This is a genomic window from Flavobacterium sp. ENC, from assembly GCF_020991415.1.
In the GTDB taxonomy this organism is placed as follows: Bacteria; Bacteroidota; Bacteroidia; order Flavobacteriales; family Flavobacteriaceae; genus Flavobacterium.
On record NZ_JAJMOY010000005.1, the window covers coordinates 106,078 to 122,361 of the forward strand.

Here is a 16,284-nt window from a genome sequence, read left to right on the forward strand (position 1 = left end):
TCAATGATAATCATCCGGCTCAATATGAATCAATACATTTCCGAGCTGGGGAATTTTTTCTTTTAAGGTGTCCTGTAGTTTATGGGACAAATCATGTCCTTCTTTTACAGAAATTTTAGCCGAAACAATAGCATGAAGATCGACATGATATTTCATTCCTGCTTTTCGTATAAAACATTTCTCAGTCCCCAGAATCCCTTCCACTGTTAAGGATTTGATACGAATTTCTTCGACTAAATCATCATTTAAATGTTCGTCCATAATTTCACCAAGTGCAGGCCTGAAGATCTTATAGCTGTTATACAAAATAAAGAAAGCAGCAAAAAGAGCCGCCCAGTCATCAGCAGATTCATATCCTTTTCCCATCACGAGGGCAATTGTAATTCCGATAAATGCCGCAACCGAAGTTATGGCGTCGCTGCGGTGGTGCCAGGCATCTGCTGCCAGAGCCGAACTATTGGTTTGTTTACTCCGTTTCATTACCACCCGGAAAGAATACTCTTTCCATATAATAATTGCCCCTAAAACATAAAGGGTCCAGGATTTGGGCAGATCATGTGAAGACTGAATGTTGGCAATACTTTCGTACCCAATAACGGTTGCCGAGGTAATAAGAAACCCAACCACCAAAAAAGTAATTAACGGCTCCGCACGGCCATGACCGTAAGGGTGATTTTCATCAGCCGGTTTATTAGAATATTTAATTCCAAATAAAACCAGACAGGACGAAAATATATCCGTTGTTGATTCGATCGCGTCTGCAATCAGGGCGTAAGAATTGCCAAAAAAACCTGCCAAACCTTTTACAAGGGCCAGGCAGGTATTTCCAGCTATACTAAAATAAGTAGCTTTTATAGCTTTTTGTTCATTCGTCATTTGAGTTTTTTATCTACGCTCTCACGATTTTTGCTCCAATTGCTCTTAAACGTTCGTCGATACGCTCGTATCCACGGTCGATTTGTTCAATATTTTGAATGGTACTGGTTCCTTTCGCTGAAAGCGCTGCAATTAATAATGAAATCCCCGCACGAATATCCGGAGAAGACATTGTTGTTGCTTTTAACTGAGATTCAAAATTATGTCCCATCACCACCGCTCTGTGCGGATCGCATAACATGATTTTTGCTCCCATATCGATTAATTTATCTACGAAAAACAAACGGCTTTCGAACATTTTCTGGTGAATTAAAACATCGCCTTTTGCCTGTGTTGCCACTACCAGGACAATACTCAATAAATCAGGGGTAAATCCTGGCCATGGTGCATCTGCAATAGTCAGAATAGAACCGTCAATATCAGTTTTTACTTCATATCCGTCTGTGTGAGCAGGAATGTAAATATCATCTCCGCGTCTTTCTATCGTAATACCCAGTTTCCTGAATGTATTCGGAATCAAACCTAAATTATCCCAGCTTACATTTTTAATTGTGATTTCGCTTTTTGTCATAGCCGCAAGACCAATCCAGGAACCGATTTCAATCATATCAGGAAGAATTCTGTGCTCGCAGCCTCCAAGGCTTTCAACACCTTCGATAGTTAGTAAGTTCGAACCGACTCCCGTGATTTTAGCTCCCATGGAGTTCAGCATTTTACATAACTGTTGTAAGTAAGGCTCACAGGCAGCATTGTAAACGGTTGTTTGACCTTTTGCCAAAACAGCAGCCATTACAATATTTGCAGTTCCGGTAACAGAAGCTTCGTCAAGCAGCATGTCTGTTCCTTTAAGCCCTTCTTCCGGTGATTCTACTCCGTAAAAGTGATCTTCTCTGTTATATCTGAATTTTGCCCCAAGGTTAATAAAACCTTCAAAGTGAGTATCTAATCTGCGACGGCCAATTTTATCTCCTCCCGGTTTCGGAATATATCCTTTTCCGAAACGGGCCAAAAGTGGTCCGACAATCATAATGGACCCCCTAAGTGCTCCACCTTCTTTTTTGAAAGCTTCTGTTTCTAAATAACCAACATTAACCTCATCAGCCTGAAATGTAATGGAACCTGGTTCATTTCTTTGAATTTTCACCCCTAAATTACCCAGCAAAGTGATTAATTTATTGATGTCAATAATATCGGGAATATTATTAATTTTCACTTTATCTCCCGTTAAAAGCACGGCACATAAAATTTGTAATGCCTCATTTTTTGCTCCTTGCGGAGTGATTTCTCCTTTTAAAGGTATTCCTCCTTCGATTTTAAAAATTCCCATATTCTTTTTTTAAGGTTCTGAGTTACTAAGGTTCTGAGGTTCTAAGTTTCTATTGTAACTTAGTATCTTAGCTGCTTAGCAACTTTTTTTTATTTTAAGGTTCTAAGCTACTAAGGCTCTTAGGTTCAAAGGCTTTCTGAGATTAAAAGCTCAGTACCTTATCAACTTAGCTGCTTAGTAACTTTTTTATTTTAAGGTTCTTCTTTTTAAGTCGCTAAGGTTTCTGAAATTCTAAGATTCTGAGTCAAAAAAACTTAGAACCTCAGAACCTTAGTACCTTAGCACCTTTTTTATTTCTGATTATTGTTTTTCTGAAAAGGTTTTGGTTTTCCGCCTTTATTATTGTTTTTGTTGCTTTGAATTTTTGGCGGTCCGGCTGGCGTAATTTTATTCGACATGCGTTTATTCGTGCGCAATAAATCCGTTGTATTCAGAAGTTCTTCCGTACTTTGCAACAAGTTGATCGTTCCACCTGACAATTCGAATAAATGCTCAAAAATCACATCATCTTTTACCGTGTCTTTGTTCCAGCTCAGATATGATTTTTTCATATGGTTGGCAATCACCAGTATCAATGCATTTTTCATTTCTCCATCGTCCCATTTATTGGCAACATCAATCATATACTTGATATTATTACCATAAAACCTGTATTTTGGAAAGTTCTGCGGATATTGCAAAACATCGGGTTTTAGCTGTAATACATCACGGGACGGAATTGGATACGGAGATTCTACATTTAATTTAAAATCAGACATAATAAAAAGCTGATCCCATAATTTATGCTGAAAATCGGGTACGTCACGTAAATGCGGATTCAGGCTTCCCATAACCTGGATGATGTATTTCGCAGCTTTATTGCGTGTTTCAGCATCTTCGATAACGGTTGCCTGATCAATCAGTTTTTGTAAATGACGACCATATTCCGGAATAAGTAAGCGCTGTCTTTCAGAATTGTATTCTAAATTAAAAACAACGTCATTCGCGACTTCTTTTTTATATTTTTCGACCATAAGTTATAATGAAACTATCCCTTCTATTGTAGACACTTCTTTGTATTTAGCAATCACCTCATCGGCACTGTTCATCGTAACATCTACAGAAACGCTGGTAAATTTACCGGTTTTAGATTTTGTTGTTTTAATAACCGCCCCCATACTGTCAAAAGCTTTTTCAACGCGCTCAACATTATCGCCTACTGAAGGCATTATAAATTTATACAAATATTCTGCTGGCCAGGTATTTGAATTATCTAACTCAACCTTTAATCTTTCGTAAAATTCGGCGGTACTTTTTTCTTTATCGTTCTCCATTCGTAATTAAAAATAAAGGCAAATATACGGTTTTGACTTTAGATTTTTAGATTTTTTTCTTTCGAAAAAGGTTCAGAGTTACAAAGGCGCAAAGGTGCAAAGAAAAAAACTTTCTAACTTTATTTCTTTGTAAAATTTCATCTTATATTTGAGAAAAACATTCTTTAAAAATTTGGACACAAAGGCGCGAAGTCACAACGTTTTTTTTAGCCTTTCTAATGTAACCTGACAACTTTGCAATTAAAATATATTCCCATGAAGAAATACGCCATCTTACTTTTTACCCTTCTCAATTTCAATAACATTCAGGCACAGGAAATCAAAACAATAACCTATTTTCAGAATGATACCCTGAAACTCGATTTAGATTTGTATTTACCTCAGAAAAAGACCAGCGAAAAAATTCCCTTAATTCTTTTTGCTTTTGGAGGCGGATTCTCCGGCGGGGAGCGCACAAGCGAAAAAGAATTCGGGCTGTTTATGGCCAAAAACGGTTATGCCGTGGCGAGCATTTCGTACAGTTTATATATGAAAGGAAAAGATTTTGGCTGTAAAGGCACTTTGACCGAAAAGATAAAAGCGATTCAGATTGGCGTTAGCGACATGTGGCAGGCAACTTCTTTTTTACTTGAAAACGCTACTAAATACAATCTCGATACTTCTAAATTCTTTATTTCCGGAATCAGCGCCGGTGCCGAAATCGGTTTTCACGCGGTCTACTGGGATTACAAACTGATGAATTTGTACAAAAGCAATCTGCCGGAAAACTTCAGCTACAAAGGTTTTATCGGAGGTTCGGGCGCTATTATGGATATTAATCTGATTACAAAAGAAAAAGCGATACCAATGTTACTCGCTCACGGAAGCAATGATACCACTGTTCCGTATGCTGCTGGTTCACATCGTTCCTGCCCGACAAATGCTTCGGGCTGGCTGATTCTTTTTGGTTCTTATGCCGTTTACAATCATATGAAAGACCTGCATAAAGACATTGAACTGATTACTTTTTGCGGCGGCGGACATGAATTTTCGGGTTATCTTTTTCATCAGGGACAACAATCTGTTTTGAATTTTGTGAATGATATTCTGAAAGACAAAAAATTCGAATCACACATCATTGTTCCTTCGGAGAAAAAAATTGCAGGCTCCGGGAAATATTTGTTTTGCGAGTAAGAAAAATCAAAATCAAGAATAGAAAGTAATCCTTACAAGCACTTTTATACATGAATAAATTCATGCTGTTCAACTATAAAATTACGAAATCATTCGTTTCTGATAAATATTCTTTTTAATTACGAATAAGTTTAGGTAAATTTGCGCTTTATTTTAAGAAAGTGCAAAAACAAATCATAGTTCTCATTGGTGGCCCGGGAACGGGAAAATCTACTCTTATTAACGAATTGGTGGCTCGTGGCTATTGCTGTTATCCTGAAATTTCAAGACAAGTTACACTCGAAGCACAGCAGCGAGGTATTGATCAGTTGTTTCTGGAACAGCCTTTATTGTTTAGCGAAATGCTGCTTCAGGGCCGCATCAAACAATACAAAGATGCTCTTGAAGAACCGGACAATGTAGTTTTTATAGATCGCGGCATTCCTGATGTTGTAGCTTATATGGATTATATTGGCGATGAATATCCGGCACATTTTACAAAAGCCTGCGAAGACATCAAATATTCTAAAATTTTTATTTTACCGCCCTGGGAAGAAATTTACGAAAGCGACACGGAGCGTTACGAGAATTTTGAACAGGCAGTCACGATTCAGAATCACCTTGTTGAAACCTATAAAAAATACGGCTACGACTTAATAGAAGTACCAAAAGATACCGTAGACAATAGAATTCTTTATATCTTAGATAAAATTTAGGCTTGTTTTAAAGTTGTAAAACTAGAAAACTGCTTTCTAAATTTTTTAACTTTAAAACAAGACCCATGCCCGAAGCACAGGAAATTCTTTTAAAATACTGGAAACACGACAGTTTCAGACCACTTCAAAAAGAAATTATTGATTCGGTTCTGGAGGGTCAGGATACTTTTGCATTGCTGCCAACCGGTGGCGGGAAATCGATTTGTTTTCAGGTTCCGGCCATGATGCAGGAAGGAATTTGCCTCGTAGTCTCCCCTTTGATCGCACTGATGAAAGATCAGGTGGCCAATTTGCAGAAAAGGGAAATTAAAGCCATTGCACTTACAGGAGGAATTCACACCGAAGAAATTATTGATCTTCTGGACAATTGCCTGTACGGAAATTATAAATTTTTATATCTGTCGCCGGAAAGATTACAATCGGACTGGATTCTGGAACGCATTAAAAATTTACCCATCAACTTAATTGCCATTGACGAAGCCCATTGTGTTTCGCAATGGGGACATGATTTTCGTCCCGCTTATCTGAAAATTTCGGAACTTAAAAAATTCTTTCCTAAAATTCCTTTTCTGGCCCTGACCGCTACGGCCACACCAAGAGTTATTGAAGACATCAAGAAAGAACTCGCACTAAAAGACACTAAATTTTTCCAACAGTCTTTTGCGAGAGAAAATATAGCCTACATGGTTTTTAATGTAGAAGACAAACTCTACCGTGTGGAGCAAATTCTGAAAAAAAACCCACAGCCTTCTATCATATATGTCAGAAACAGAAAATCCTGCCTGAATATCTCGACTCAGTTACAATCACTTGGTTTTAAGGCCACTTATTATCATGGCGGACTTTCTTCCAAGGAAAAAGACAAGAACATGCAATTGTGGATGTCCGAACAGGCGCAGGTAATTGTAGCCACTAATGCCTTCGGAATGGGAATTGACAAGGATAATGTAAAAACAGTTATTCACACCCAGCTTCCTGAAAACATCGAAAACTACTATCAGGAATCGGGAAGAGCAGGAAGAAATGGCGGAAAATCATTTGCCGTTTTACTAACCAGTTCCTCAGACATCAATCAGACGGAGCAGCAGTTCTTAAGTGTTTTGCCCGATAAAAAATTCCTGAATGCCATTTATGTAAAACTCTGCAATTATTTTCAGATCGCTTACGGAGAAGGTCTTGACGATTCATTTTCGTTTAAACTGAATCATTTTTGCCAGAAATACGATTTCCCCACCTTAAAAACCTATAATGCTTTACAATTTTTGAATCAACAGGGAATTATTACCATGTCTCAGGAATTCTCCGAAAAGATTACCATGCAATTCTTAATCGAATCCAAAGAAGTGATTCGATACATGAGCCTGAATCCGAACGATGAAGAAATTGTACTGGCGATATTGAGAACTTATCCCGGAATTTACGAAATGAAAGTTGCGTTTAATCTTTCTTTAATTGCAAAAAAATCAAACCGTACTGAAGAACAGGTTACTGCTGTTTTGAAAAAATTACAGGAAAAAGAGATTATCGATTATAAATCCAAAAGCAATGACGCCACTATTTTATTTAATGAAGTTCGCGAAGACGATCTCACAATAAACAGAGTTTCTAAATACCTGGAAAAGCAAAACCAACTCAAAAAAGACCAGCTTCTATCTGTTCTGCATTACATAAAAGAAGATCAAACCTGTAAAAACCGGCTTATTCTGGATTATTTCGGAGAAAAGACAGAATCCAATTGCGGGGTTTGCTCTTATTGTATTACTAAAAAAGGTAAAATAACCGAAGCCGATTCGATAGCCGATAAGATTCTTTCTTTATTAAAATCAGCTTCTTTGACCTCAAGAGAAATTCAGAATCAGATTAAACTCGATACCAGCGATGTTATTCCGGCACTTCAGGAATTACTCGAAAACAATTACATCACCATACAATCCAATAATACATACACTTTAAAATCATAATGGAAAAATTACGAATTATATTTATGGGAACCCCTGAATTTGCTGTGGGCATACTGGATACCATTATCAAAAACAATTATGATGTTGTGGGCGTTATCACGGCAGCAGACAAACCTGCAGGACGCGGGCAAAAAATAAAATATTCGGCTGTAAAAGAATATGCATTAGCCAACAATTTGACTTTATTGCAGCCCACAAGTCTTAAAGACGAAAGTTTCCTGGAAGAACTGAAATCCTTAAATGCCAATTTACAAATTGTGGTTGCCTTCAGAATGCTGCCAAAAGTAGTATGGGAAATGCCAGCTTTAGGAACTTTCAACCTTCATGCTTCTCTGTTACCCAATTATCGTGGTGCGGCACCCATTAACTGGGCTATTATTAATGGCGAAACCAAAACCGGCGTGACTACTTTTTTCATAGATGACAAAATAGACACCGGGGCGATGATCTTAAATTCGGAGATTGCCATTGAACCGGAAGAAAACGCCGGACAATTACATGACCGGTTAATGCATTTAGGCAGCCAAACTGTGATTGATACTTTGCAGGTTATTGAAAAAGGAAATGTGACGACAACAATTCAGCAAGACAATGCCGAAATTAAAACTGCTTACAAACTCAACAAAGAAAACTGCAAAATCGACTGGACGAAATCCGGAAAAGAAATAAACAATCTGATCCGCGGCTTAAGTCCATATCCGGCTTCGTGGTGTTTTCTAAAGGACAAAAACGAAGAATTAAGCATTAAAATATACGAGGCAAAACTGATTGAGGAAGCCCATTCTTATGAAACAGGAAGCCTGATCAGCAGTAAAAAAGAAATCAAAATTGCTGTAGCAAATGGCTTTGTTCAGCTTTTGAGTTTACAATTACCCGGAAAAAAAAGAATGCAGGTTGCAGAATTGCTAAACGGGATTACTTTTTCGGAAACAGCGAAGGTCTATTAAGGTCAATAAAACGGGGGTTTTTACCTGTTTTTACTTATAAATAACACGCTTTATGAACAAAAAAAACAAGTTATTAACAATTTTTGCTAAATTTAAAGAAAACACTTGCAAGGAACGGATTTCCTACTAAATTTGTGTATTAACAATTTTTTTTTTAACCAACAATTAATAACTAATAATTATGAACAAATCAGAATTAATCGATGCTATCGCTGCTGATGCAGGAATTACAAAAGCTGCGGCTAAATTAGCTTTAGAGTCTTTTTTAGGTAATGTAGGGACAACTTTGAAAAAAGGAGGAAGAATTTCATTAGTAGGTTTCGGATCATGGTCAGTATCTGCTAGAGCTGCTAGAGACGGTAGAAATCCACAAACTGGAAAAACTATAAAAATCGCTGCTAAAAATGTAGTGAAATTTAAAGCTGGTGCTGAATTAGAAGGTGCAGTGAACTAAGTAAGAAAGTTCTCTAAACTTATAATATAATTAAAACCCTCCCTATCGAGGGTTTTTTTGTGCGGTTTAACGATTTTATTTGGGTTTTTAAAAATTTTATGATTAAATTTAATAAAAATTGTAGCCGTATGATTTCAGAAAAATTAAAAAAAGGACACCTGCTTATTGCCGAGCCTTCAATAATTGGAGATTTATCTTTTAACAGATCGGTAATTTTATTAGCAGACCATAACAAAGAAGGATCAATAGGATTTATCATAAATAAGCCATTAAAGTACACTATTAATGACTTAATTCCTGAAATTGATGCCAGCTTTAAGATATATAACGGAGGCCCTGTTGAACAGGACAATCTTTATTTCATTCACAATATCCCGGAATTAATCCCGAATAGTGTCGAGATTTCTAACGGAATTTATTGGGGAGGTGATTTCGAATCAACCAAAGACCTGATTAACGACGGATCTATTAGCAAAAATAATATTCGTTTTTTCCTAGGATACACCGGTTGGGATGAAAATCAGCTTGAAAGTGAAATGCAGGGAAACTCCTGGATCATTGCCGATAATAATTACAAAAACAAAATTATCGGAAAATCAACCACCCATTTTTGGAAAGAACAAATAATTGAGCTGGGCGGAGATTATCTTATTTGGTCAAATGCACCTGAGAATCCATATCTGAATTAATTTTCAGATATAGATTCATTCAGTTTTTGTACTAATAAATGAGCCAGACTGTTTGTAAACTCTTTTTTTCGATATTTGCTTATCGGTTGTATCCCTGTGATTACATTGGTCAGAAATAATTCGTCTGCTTTTTGAAGATCAAATGGCGAGATTATTTCTTCGGTTACTTCTATGCCTTCTATTTTCTTCGCAAGAGCCAAAACCTGCTTACGCATAACCCCATTCAGGCAACCTTCTGAAATTGGAGGGGTAATGAGCTTTTTGCCCATAACCATAAATAAATTCCCCTGTAATACCTCAACAACATTTTTAGCATCATTCACTAAAATGCAATTGTCCAAGCCATTTTCATGGGCAAAAATACTTCCGGTAACATTAATCAGTTTATTAGTCGTTTTAATGGACGATAATAATTGTTTGGTTACATAGAAATCTTTATACAAATCGACTTCATAATGAGCTGTATTTAAAGCATATGACGTATTCTGAAGTCCAATTGCGTGAATTAAAAACGAAACCTCATTTGTTTTCGGCAAATATAATCCGCCATCATTTCTAAAAACGGTGATTCTCGCTCTTGCAGAGGCCGACAATCCATTTTTTTCCACTACTTTTAAAACCTGCTCTTCAAAATATTCCATGGTAAAATCCATTGGAATTTCCATTCGAACCACACGCATGGAAGCCATTAGCCTAAAATAGTGATCTTCAAGAAACAATATTTTGCTGTTGATTATTTTTAGCGTTTCAAAAACGCCATCTCCATACAAAAAAGCACGATTTTGAGTTAATATATTCTCTTCCTGCCCTACTATGTTTCCATTAAAATTGATCATAAAAAAACCCTGAATTTTGTTCAGGGCAAATATAAGGCATAAAATAGACTTTTACTAAACAGATCCTATAAGATGTTTCAGGTCTGAGATCTGATTCTCCCACAATTGTTTAGCTTCGCCAACTTCTTCTTTTTCAGCAAAATCGACAACCATTAATGACACATCTTTAGTCAGTTCATCGACTAAAATATGAAGTTCAAAAAAGTATTCCGTATCCTTACTGCTTTCATCAACCCATTTAAACTTTACTTTTTCACCGGTTTTTTTAGAAGCCAGACGTGCTTTTTCCTGCGAGTCATTCCAAATAAAAGTGAAAAATTCCCCTCTTGAGTTTACATTATCAGCGAACCATTCTGATAAACCCGACGGAGTTGAAATATATTGATATAATAATTGAGGCGATGAATTTATGGGAAACTCGATTTCGTAACGTATTTTTGGATCCATGTGCTACTTTTAATTTTTTCGAAATATAAGAATATATGTCCGAAAACAATGCGTTTTTAAAAATATTTTTTTTTCTTCGATTTATGCTTGTTCGCTTTAATATAATTTTTATATTTGCACCCGCAATGAGGAACTCATTCCTGATAGCAGTCTTGGCGAGGTAGCTCAGTTGGTTAGAGCGCAGGATTCATAACCCTGAGGTCACGGGTTCAACTCCCGTCCTCGCTACAAATAGGAAATTATTCAAAACGAGCGGATTAGTATAAACTGATCCGCTTTTTTTATGCCTTTTCGTTTCCCTGACTTCTCAAAATCAGGTGTTTTTACGGGGTGACCTGCCGATATAAAGTTGTTTTTTTATGCCAATACACAGAACAGTACTATAAATTTGTTCCGTTTGAAAAAATCACACTATGACAATTTCAAAATTAACATAAGACCGTTATTCCAAATTTTCGGGAAATCTATTTTATATAAATTAATTATAATACAATAACTTTGTACTCTCATTAAAGTAATTTACAAACAACATGGATATAGTCAAATTTAAAATCACATCAAAAACGATAAAAGTAGAAGTACGCAATTCGAATAATTATGTTTTTAATTTCAATACCGCTTTGGAAATTGAAAAAGAAGACAGAGATGTTTTATTAAGACTATACAATGCACTGGATATGCTTTTTAAGAAAGAAACTCCGGCCGAAACAAAAAACTACATTTCGCCCAACCAAACCAATATACTGGATCAGATCTCAGCTGTTGATAATTTAGAACCGGAAAAATAAATACGTTATCGGTCATAGTTTACAGACTAACTCTTTTATAGTTCATACATCTGGTCAGGCAGCTCACATAACTTGATTTGCAACCTGCCAAAAATTTATTGTACATTAGTAGATCAGCTAAGTATGGAAACTGCATCAACAAAAGATTTGCCTACAAGCCATACTTTAAAGCGAAAACTATGATCGAGATTTTATTAAAAAACAAACAAATAGTCAAAGCACAAACTATTGAAGAGCTTTCCATCTCAAATCTGGATTTCCATGTCATGCAATTTATTGATTACAGGGATTCTGAAATAAACTGGCTCAAAGAAAATCTGAATCTTGATTTCTCTATCATGAAGAATTATGAAGATTTTGAAATCAGTTCACATTTTCTGGAAAATACAAAACAGGTCTCCTTTCACTTTTCGATACCATACTATAACAAGGAGAACAAAATGATCGAAGAACCGCTGTTTATCATCATAAAGCAATCAAGCTTATTTTTGTTCTGCAGCTCGCGACTGGATAATTTTTTCAATAAAATTTATTCCGACAGATTTAGTGCCTTACAGGAAACAGAGGATATAAAGTCCGTCCTGGAGTTTCAGTTCGCGTTTATTTCTGACTACTTTGCTGACATAACCGAAAATTTAAGCCGTAGAATAAAAACCCTTACCAATGCCATTCTAATCGAAAAAAACTTTTCTAAAAGAGAAATGGACACCATTACGGAATACAATTTCGGTAACTCGCTTATAAAGGAATCCCTTATTGAAACTACCAGAGTTTTTCGATTATACATGAAAAGTAAGTGGGAAGAAAAAATGGACTTAAAAGAAAGTATAAAATCCGAACTAAATGATCTTGTTGCTATTTCTGATTACATACAATTCAATTTTGACCGTCTTGACGATTTAAAAGAGAATATTTCCAACAAGATTGACCTGGAGCAGAACCATATTTTTAAGATGCTTACCGTGGTTACCGTTTGTATTTCCCTTCCGACTCTTATTGCCGGAGTGTACGGAATGAACTTTGAACAAATGCCTGAATTGAAAACAGCCTATGGATATCCACTTATTTTACTCGCCATGCTGCTGTCTGCCATCTTACCGTTTATCTATTTTAAGCGAAAAAAATGGTTATAAAAATTATCGGTTACCAAAGGAAAAAGAGAGCGAAATCATCTGACAAATACACAAATCTGAATTCGGAAATTCCTGAAATTGAGGCTAAAATTAAATTTACAGGCTATTTATTATAAAAATTATTAATTTAGCTTAGCGATCAAAATCAATTTACCGCACTGCACATATCCTTATTTTTGTTTCGCCTGAATTTAATTTTTAAAAACTAAAAAGCTAAAAAATGAAAAAAGTAACAGGTATTGGCGGCATTTTTTTCAAATGTAACGACCCTGGAAAAATGAGAGACTGGTACAAAACCCATCTGGGCTTAGACACCAATGATTACGGAGCCACATTCGAATGGAAAGAAGCAACAGATTCTGTCAAAAACGGTTCAACACAATGGAGTCCGTTTCCTGAGGCTACCAAATATTTTGAACCTTCAGCAAAAGACTTCATGATCAATTACAGGGTTGCCGATCTCGAAGCACTGGTCGGGGAATTAAAAAAAGAAGGCGTGACCATTGTGGACCAGATAGAAACTTATGACTACGGAAAGTTTGTTCATATAATTGACATGGAAGGAAACAAAATTCAGCTTTGGGAACCTTTCGATTAGATCTAACTGTAAAATAAGATTTTAAAAACGATGGAAAAGCACAGAATATTTACAACATCATTTGCCAGTGTTTATCCCCACTATATTACCAAAGCGGAGAAAAAAGGCCGCACAAAGGAGGAAGTAGATTCAATAATTTACTGGCTGACGGGTTACAGCCCAACAGCATTGCAAAAACTAATCGATAATAAAACCGATTTCGAAACCTTTTTTGCAGAAGCACCACAAATGAATGAGCATACATCAAAAATTGCCGGCGTAATTTGTGGGTACCGTGTAGAAGAAATCGAAGATAAACTCATGCAAAAGATTCGTTATTTAGATAAATTGATTGATGAACTGGCAAAAGGAAAAGCCATGGAGAAAATTTTAAGAACCTAACCTTATTACAACCTCAACTTTATTGGTCATATACAAGACAGCACATAAGATCTGACACTAAATAACCTTATTATCAACAAGTTATCAGTCTTCATCTTTCCCTGGTCAGGAACGATTATAAAAAATCATGTTGAACAATTAAAAAATAGATTAGTACTAACTGATCTTTTTTTTTGCCGTTATTTTTTCAGTTATTTTTTCAAAAACAGGTATTTCTACTCGTTTTTTTTTAAATAATAAAAACGATTTTTGTATTCAAATGTGGAAAACCGTAAGGAATTACCAACAAAATAACTGAAATTAGCAAAATAAAAGACCGCGTGTCATAAAAAACAAAATATTACATAAGTTGAATCAATAAAAAACCAAACTATGGAAAATCTTTGGTGCTGGCGTTGTAAAATGGAAATCCCGATGTTGAACGAAGAGGAACATTTAATTGCGTCTAAACTTTATCGCCAGGGTTTTGAAACAGGAAAATGCAATATGACAAGACAAGAGCGTTTTAAAGCACTGCTTGACTATTACAAAGAACTGTCCGGTTTTGAAGAAACGGAACCGAATGCGATTATGCATCATAGAATTGAATTATACGGCCCGCCTTGCGAAAATTGCAACAAGCCCTACAGAACTTCAAAAGCTTCCTTTTGCGCAGCCTGCGGGCACAAAAGAACCGGTGAAATTCTAATTGATCAACTGTTGCCGAAGACAGAACAAAAATGGTGGCAAAAGCTCCTGATTTCTGACAGCGATAATTAAAATAGTATTGGCCATTTCGAAAATAAATAGTTAAGCGTACACTTCATAGCGTACTAAAATATAAAAAATCTCAGTCTCAGTTACGGTTTCATTTGGGGATGAACACTGTAACTGAAAACTGAGATTTCTACTTTATATCCCTCTGATACTTCAGCAGAAGGAAGAAATTCAGTCACCACATACAAATTTATACCAACATAAACCCATTTTTAAGAGTTCGTCTAATTGTCTTTTCATGTTTTATCTGGTTGACATAAGTTAAATGATCAAAAAAAATGCGTTAAAATTTACATCCTGTAACAGTTTTTATCCAATAAAAAATACATTTGTCACATTGAAAAAGTGATCTTATTGGCACTCCTAAAAAAACCGGTAAATACAATTGTATGGATAATGATAAATTTATTTTCTGCCTTGAAGGTGTTTCCGATGTAGATACAATCCTTACTACTGATGTAGTCAAAAATCTCGAAGAAATAGCTCTTGACCAGGGTATTGCGAGTATCTATAAAACCTGCGACACCATTGAGGGATTAGAGGAAAGCCTGAATGTATTACTTTATGAAGATCATAATTTTAAGGATTATGAAATTATTTATCTGGTAATGCCCGGAGAAGCCAGCAATATCTGCCTGCATGATTATTATTACAGTCTTCAGGAAATTGCGGAACTTTTTGAAGGAAAAATGAAAGGAAAAGTAATTCATTTTGCCAACAAAAAAATCCTGGACTTAACGAATGATGAAGCACAATATTTTTTAGACATCACCGGAGCGCGTGCCATTTCGGGTTATGGTTCTTCGTATAACAAAATAGCAAGCTGCAGTACAATCGATAAGGCATTTTTCAGTTTATATCAGGACAATGACGATCTTACTGAAGTTGTAGAGGAATTATTCCGGAAACATTACAATCTTTGCCAGCTACTCGATTTTAGATTGTATTATTAAATTAATGAAAACAAAAACGGCTGAAAAAGTAAAAACATATGAATCAAAGGGATTTCGCGAAAAATTTCTTGGATCAGAAAACCCTATACACCAGCTTTTCAAATCGAATTCAGATCATTTTTTTTGCCTGAAACTGGAAGAAATAATGCAGCTACAATATCCTGTTCCGCCTTCCAAACACGTTTGCCATACGCTCCTCTTTATCACTTCAGGCGTACACATTATGAATCTTGGATTTGAGGAGTATAAAACGTCTCCCTGCGAAATTATTGTGGTTCCGGCCGGCCAGATTTTTTCAATTGAGCATATCAACAGCAATCACCAGGGCTATATCTGTCAGTTTCATCCCGATATTCTGATCAGCAAATACGGCAACCGTGAAATGCTGAATGATTTTGATTTCCTGAAAATCCAGGGCAATCCAAAAATTACCGTTCCTGAAAAAGACTTTCCTTTTATAACCAATTTACTCCACCGTCTCGAAGCTGAATATCTGAAAACAGAAACCATCAATTTAGAGCTCATACAATCTTATTTGATGGCTTTGTTCTGTGAAATGAATATAAACTCCATTAAGGCCTCCAAAAACACGGCAGCAGCGCAGGTTATTTCTGCGCGGTTCAGGGAACTGATTCATGCAAGTATTAAAACAAACCATCAGGTAAATTACTATGCGGACCAGCTTAATATTACGCCTAACCATTTAAACAAATCTGTAAAATCTACTACCGGTAAGTCTGCCAACAAATGGATTGTAGAAACCATTTTACTGGAAGCCAAATACCTGCTGTTCCAGACGACACTTTCCGTAAGCGAAATAGCCATGCAGGTAGGCCATGACGATCATTCTTACTTTAGCCGTTTTTTTAAAAAACACGAAGGCATTACCCCTATTCAATATCGAAAATTGATTGATAAGTCCTAATTATTGATTACGAAATCCTATCGTAATGGCTG

19 protein-coding genes and 1 tRNA gene are annotated in these 16,284 nt (G+C 36.0%); 14 read left to right on the forward strand and 6 right to left on the reverse strand.

Features of this window, described 5'->3' with window-relative positions; all coding sequences use genetic code 11:
* The 4 genes from LPB89_RS14470 to LPB89_RS14485 all read right to left on the reverse strand — a co-directional run bounded on the left by LPB89_RS14470 (position 1) and on the right by LPB89_RS14485 (position 3,516).
* Positions 1 to 876 (reverse strand): cation diffusion facilitator family transporter, encoded by an 876-nt coding sequence (locus tag LPB89_RS14470; protein ID WP_230702459.1) that lies wholly within the window; start codon positions 874 to 876, stop codon positions 1 to 3.
* A 13-nt stretch (positions 877 to 889) separates the two neighbouring features.
* A complete protein-coding gene (gene murA / locus LPB89_RS14475; protein WP_127339852.1) occupies positions 890 to 2,203 on the reverse strand; it encodes a UDP-N-acetylglucosamine 1-carboxyvinyltransferase in 1,314 nt (437 codons plus the stop codon).
* Positions 2,204 to 2,493: 290 nt separating this feature from the next.
* A complete protein-coding gene (locus LPB89_RS14480) occupies positions 2,494 to 3,216 on the reverse strand; it encodes a DUF4290 domain-containing protein (protein ID WP_230702460.1) in 723 nt (240 codons plus the stop codon).
* 3 nt (positions 3,217 to 3,219) lie between these two features.
* On the reverse strand, positions 3,220 to 3,516 hold the full coding sequence (locus LPB89_RS14485) for a DUF493 family protein (RefSeq protein ID WP_127339854.1): 297 nt from the start codon (positions 3,514 to 3,516) through the stop codon (positions 3,220 to 3,222).
* 255 nt (positions 3,517 to 3,771) lie between these two features.
* Between LPB89_RS14485 and LPB89_RS14490 the strand changes: the two genes are divergently transcribed.
* From LPB89_RS14490 to LPB89_RS14515, 6 genes are all read left to right on the forward strand, one after another.
* A complete protein-coding gene (locus tag LPB89_RS14490) occupies positions 3,772 to 4,689 on the forward strand; it encodes a S9 family peptidase (protein ID WP_230702461.1) in 918 nt (305 codons plus the stop codon).
* Between the two features lie 161 nt (positions 4,690 to 4,850).
* Complete coding sequence (locus LPB89_RS14495) at positions 4,851 to 5,384, forward strand: ATP-binding protein (RefSeq protein WP_230702462.1); 534 nt, start codon at positions 4,851 to 4,853, stop codon at positions 5,382 to 5,384.
* 65 nt (positions 5,385 to 5,449) lie between these two features.
* A complete protein-coding gene (locus tag LPB89_RS14500; protein ID WP_230702463.1) occupies positions 5,450 to 7,345 on the forward strand; it encodes an ATP-dependent DNA helicase RecQ in 1,896 nt (631 codons plus the stop codon).
* Positions 7,345 to 8,292, forward strand: coding sequence for a methionyl-tRNA formyltransferase (gene fmt, locus LPB89_RS14505; protein WP_230702464.1), 948 nt, complete (start codon positions 7,345 to 7,347; stop codon positions 8,290 to 8,292). Before LPB89_RS14500 ends, fmt begins: the two co-directional genes overlap by 1 nt.
* Before the next feature lie 181 nt (positions 8,293 to 8,473).
* Complete coding sequence (locus LPB89_RS14510; protein ID WP_012022249.1) at positions 8,474 to 8,746, forward strand: HU family DNA-binding protein; 273 nt, start codon at positions 8,474 to 8,476, stop codon at positions 8,744 to 8,746.
* Between the two features lie 128 nt (positions 8,747 to 8,874).
* Entirely contained in the window at positions 8,875 to 9,435 is a 561-nt protein-coding gene (locus LPB89_RS14515) for a YqgE/AlgH family protein (protein WP_029272278.1), read from the forward strand.
* On the opposite strand, the gene LPB89_RS14520 is transcribed toward LPB89_RS14515, so the two are convergent.
* The gene (locus tag LPB89_RS14520; RefSeq protein WP_230702465.1) at positions 9,432 to 10,271 is read right to left on the reverse strand and encodes an aminotransferase class IV; all 840 of its coding nucleotides are present in this window, start codon (positions 10,269 to 10,271) and stop codon (positions 9,432 to 9,434) included. The two genes, LPB89_RS14515 and LPB89_RS14520, sit on opposite strands and share 4 nt — an antisense overlap.
* 54 nt (positions 10,272 to 10,325) lie before the next feature.
* A complete protein-coding gene (locus tag LPB89_RS14525; RefSeq protein ID WP_026984135.1) occupies positions 10,326 to 10,718 on the reverse strand; it encodes an START-like domain-containing protein in 393 nt (130 codons plus the stop codon).
* A 154-nt stretch (positions 10,719 to 10,872) separates the two neighbouring features.
* Here LPB89_RS14525 and LPB89_RS14530 point away from each other — a divergent pair.
* The 8 genes from LPB89_RS14530 to LPB89_RS14565 all read left to right on the forward strand — a co-directional run bounded on the left by LPB89_RS14530 (position 10,873) and on the right by LPB89_RS14565 (position 16,252).
* Positions 10,873 to 10,946 (forward strand) — tRNA-Met (locus tag LPB89_RS14530).
* 302 nt (positions 10,947 to 11,248) lie between these two features.
* Positions 11,249 to 11,506 carry a hypothetical protein gene (locus LPB89_RS14535; protein ID WP_127339860.1) on the forward strand — a complete coding sequence of 86 codons (258 nt, stop codon included), beginning with the start codon at positions 11,249 to 11,251 and terminating at the stop codon, positions 11,504 to 11,506.
* Between the two features lie 179 nt (positions 11,507 to 11,685).
* Positions 11,686 to 12,639, forward strand: coding sequence for a CorA family divalent cation transporter (locus LPB89_RS14540; RefSeq protein WP_230702466.1), 954 nt, complete (start codon positions 11,686 to 11,688; stop codon positions 12,637 to 12,639).
* Between the two features lie 220 nt (positions 12,640 to 12,859).
* Positions 12,860 to 13,237: a VOC family protein gene (locus tag LPB89_RS14545; protein WP_230702467.1), complete on the forward strand. Its 378-nt coding sequence runs from the start codon at positions 12,860 to 12,862 to the stop codon at positions 13,235 to 13,237.
* Positions 13,238 to 13,267: 30 nt separating this feature from the next.
* Positions 13,268 to 13,618 carry a DUF2200 domain-containing protein gene (locus LPB89_RS14550; RefSeq protein WP_230702468.1) on the forward strand — a complete coding sequence of 117 codons (351 nt, stop codon included), beginning with the start codon at positions 13,268 to 13,270 and terminating at the stop codon, positions 13,616 to 13,618.
* Positions 13,619 to 13,990: 372 nt separating this feature from the next.
* Positions 13,991 to 14,377 carry a hypothetical protein gene (locus LPB89_RS14555; RefSeq protein ID WP_230702469.1) on the forward strand — a complete coding sequence of 129 codons (387 nt, stop codon included), beginning with the start codon at positions 13,991 to 13,993 and terminating at the stop codon, positions 14,375 to 14,377.
* Between the two features lie 386 nt (positions 14,378 to 14,763).
* Positions 14,764 to 15,327 carry a DUF6642 family protein gene (locus tag LPB89_RS14560; protein WP_230702470.1) on the forward strand — a complete coding sequence of 188 codons (564 nt, stop codon included), beginning with the start codon at positions 14,764 to 14,766 and terminating at the stop codon, positions 15,325 to 15,327.
* A 4-nt stretch (positions 15,328 to 15,331) separates the two neighbouring features.
* Positions 15,332 to 16,252: an AraC family transcriptional regulator gene (locus LPB89_RS14565; RefSeq protein ID WP_230702471.1), complete on the forward strand. Its 921-nt coding sequence runs from the start codon at positions 15,332 to 15,334 to the stop codon at positions 16,250 to 16,252.
* The last annotated feature ends 32 nt before the right edge of the window (positions 16,253 to 16,284 follow it).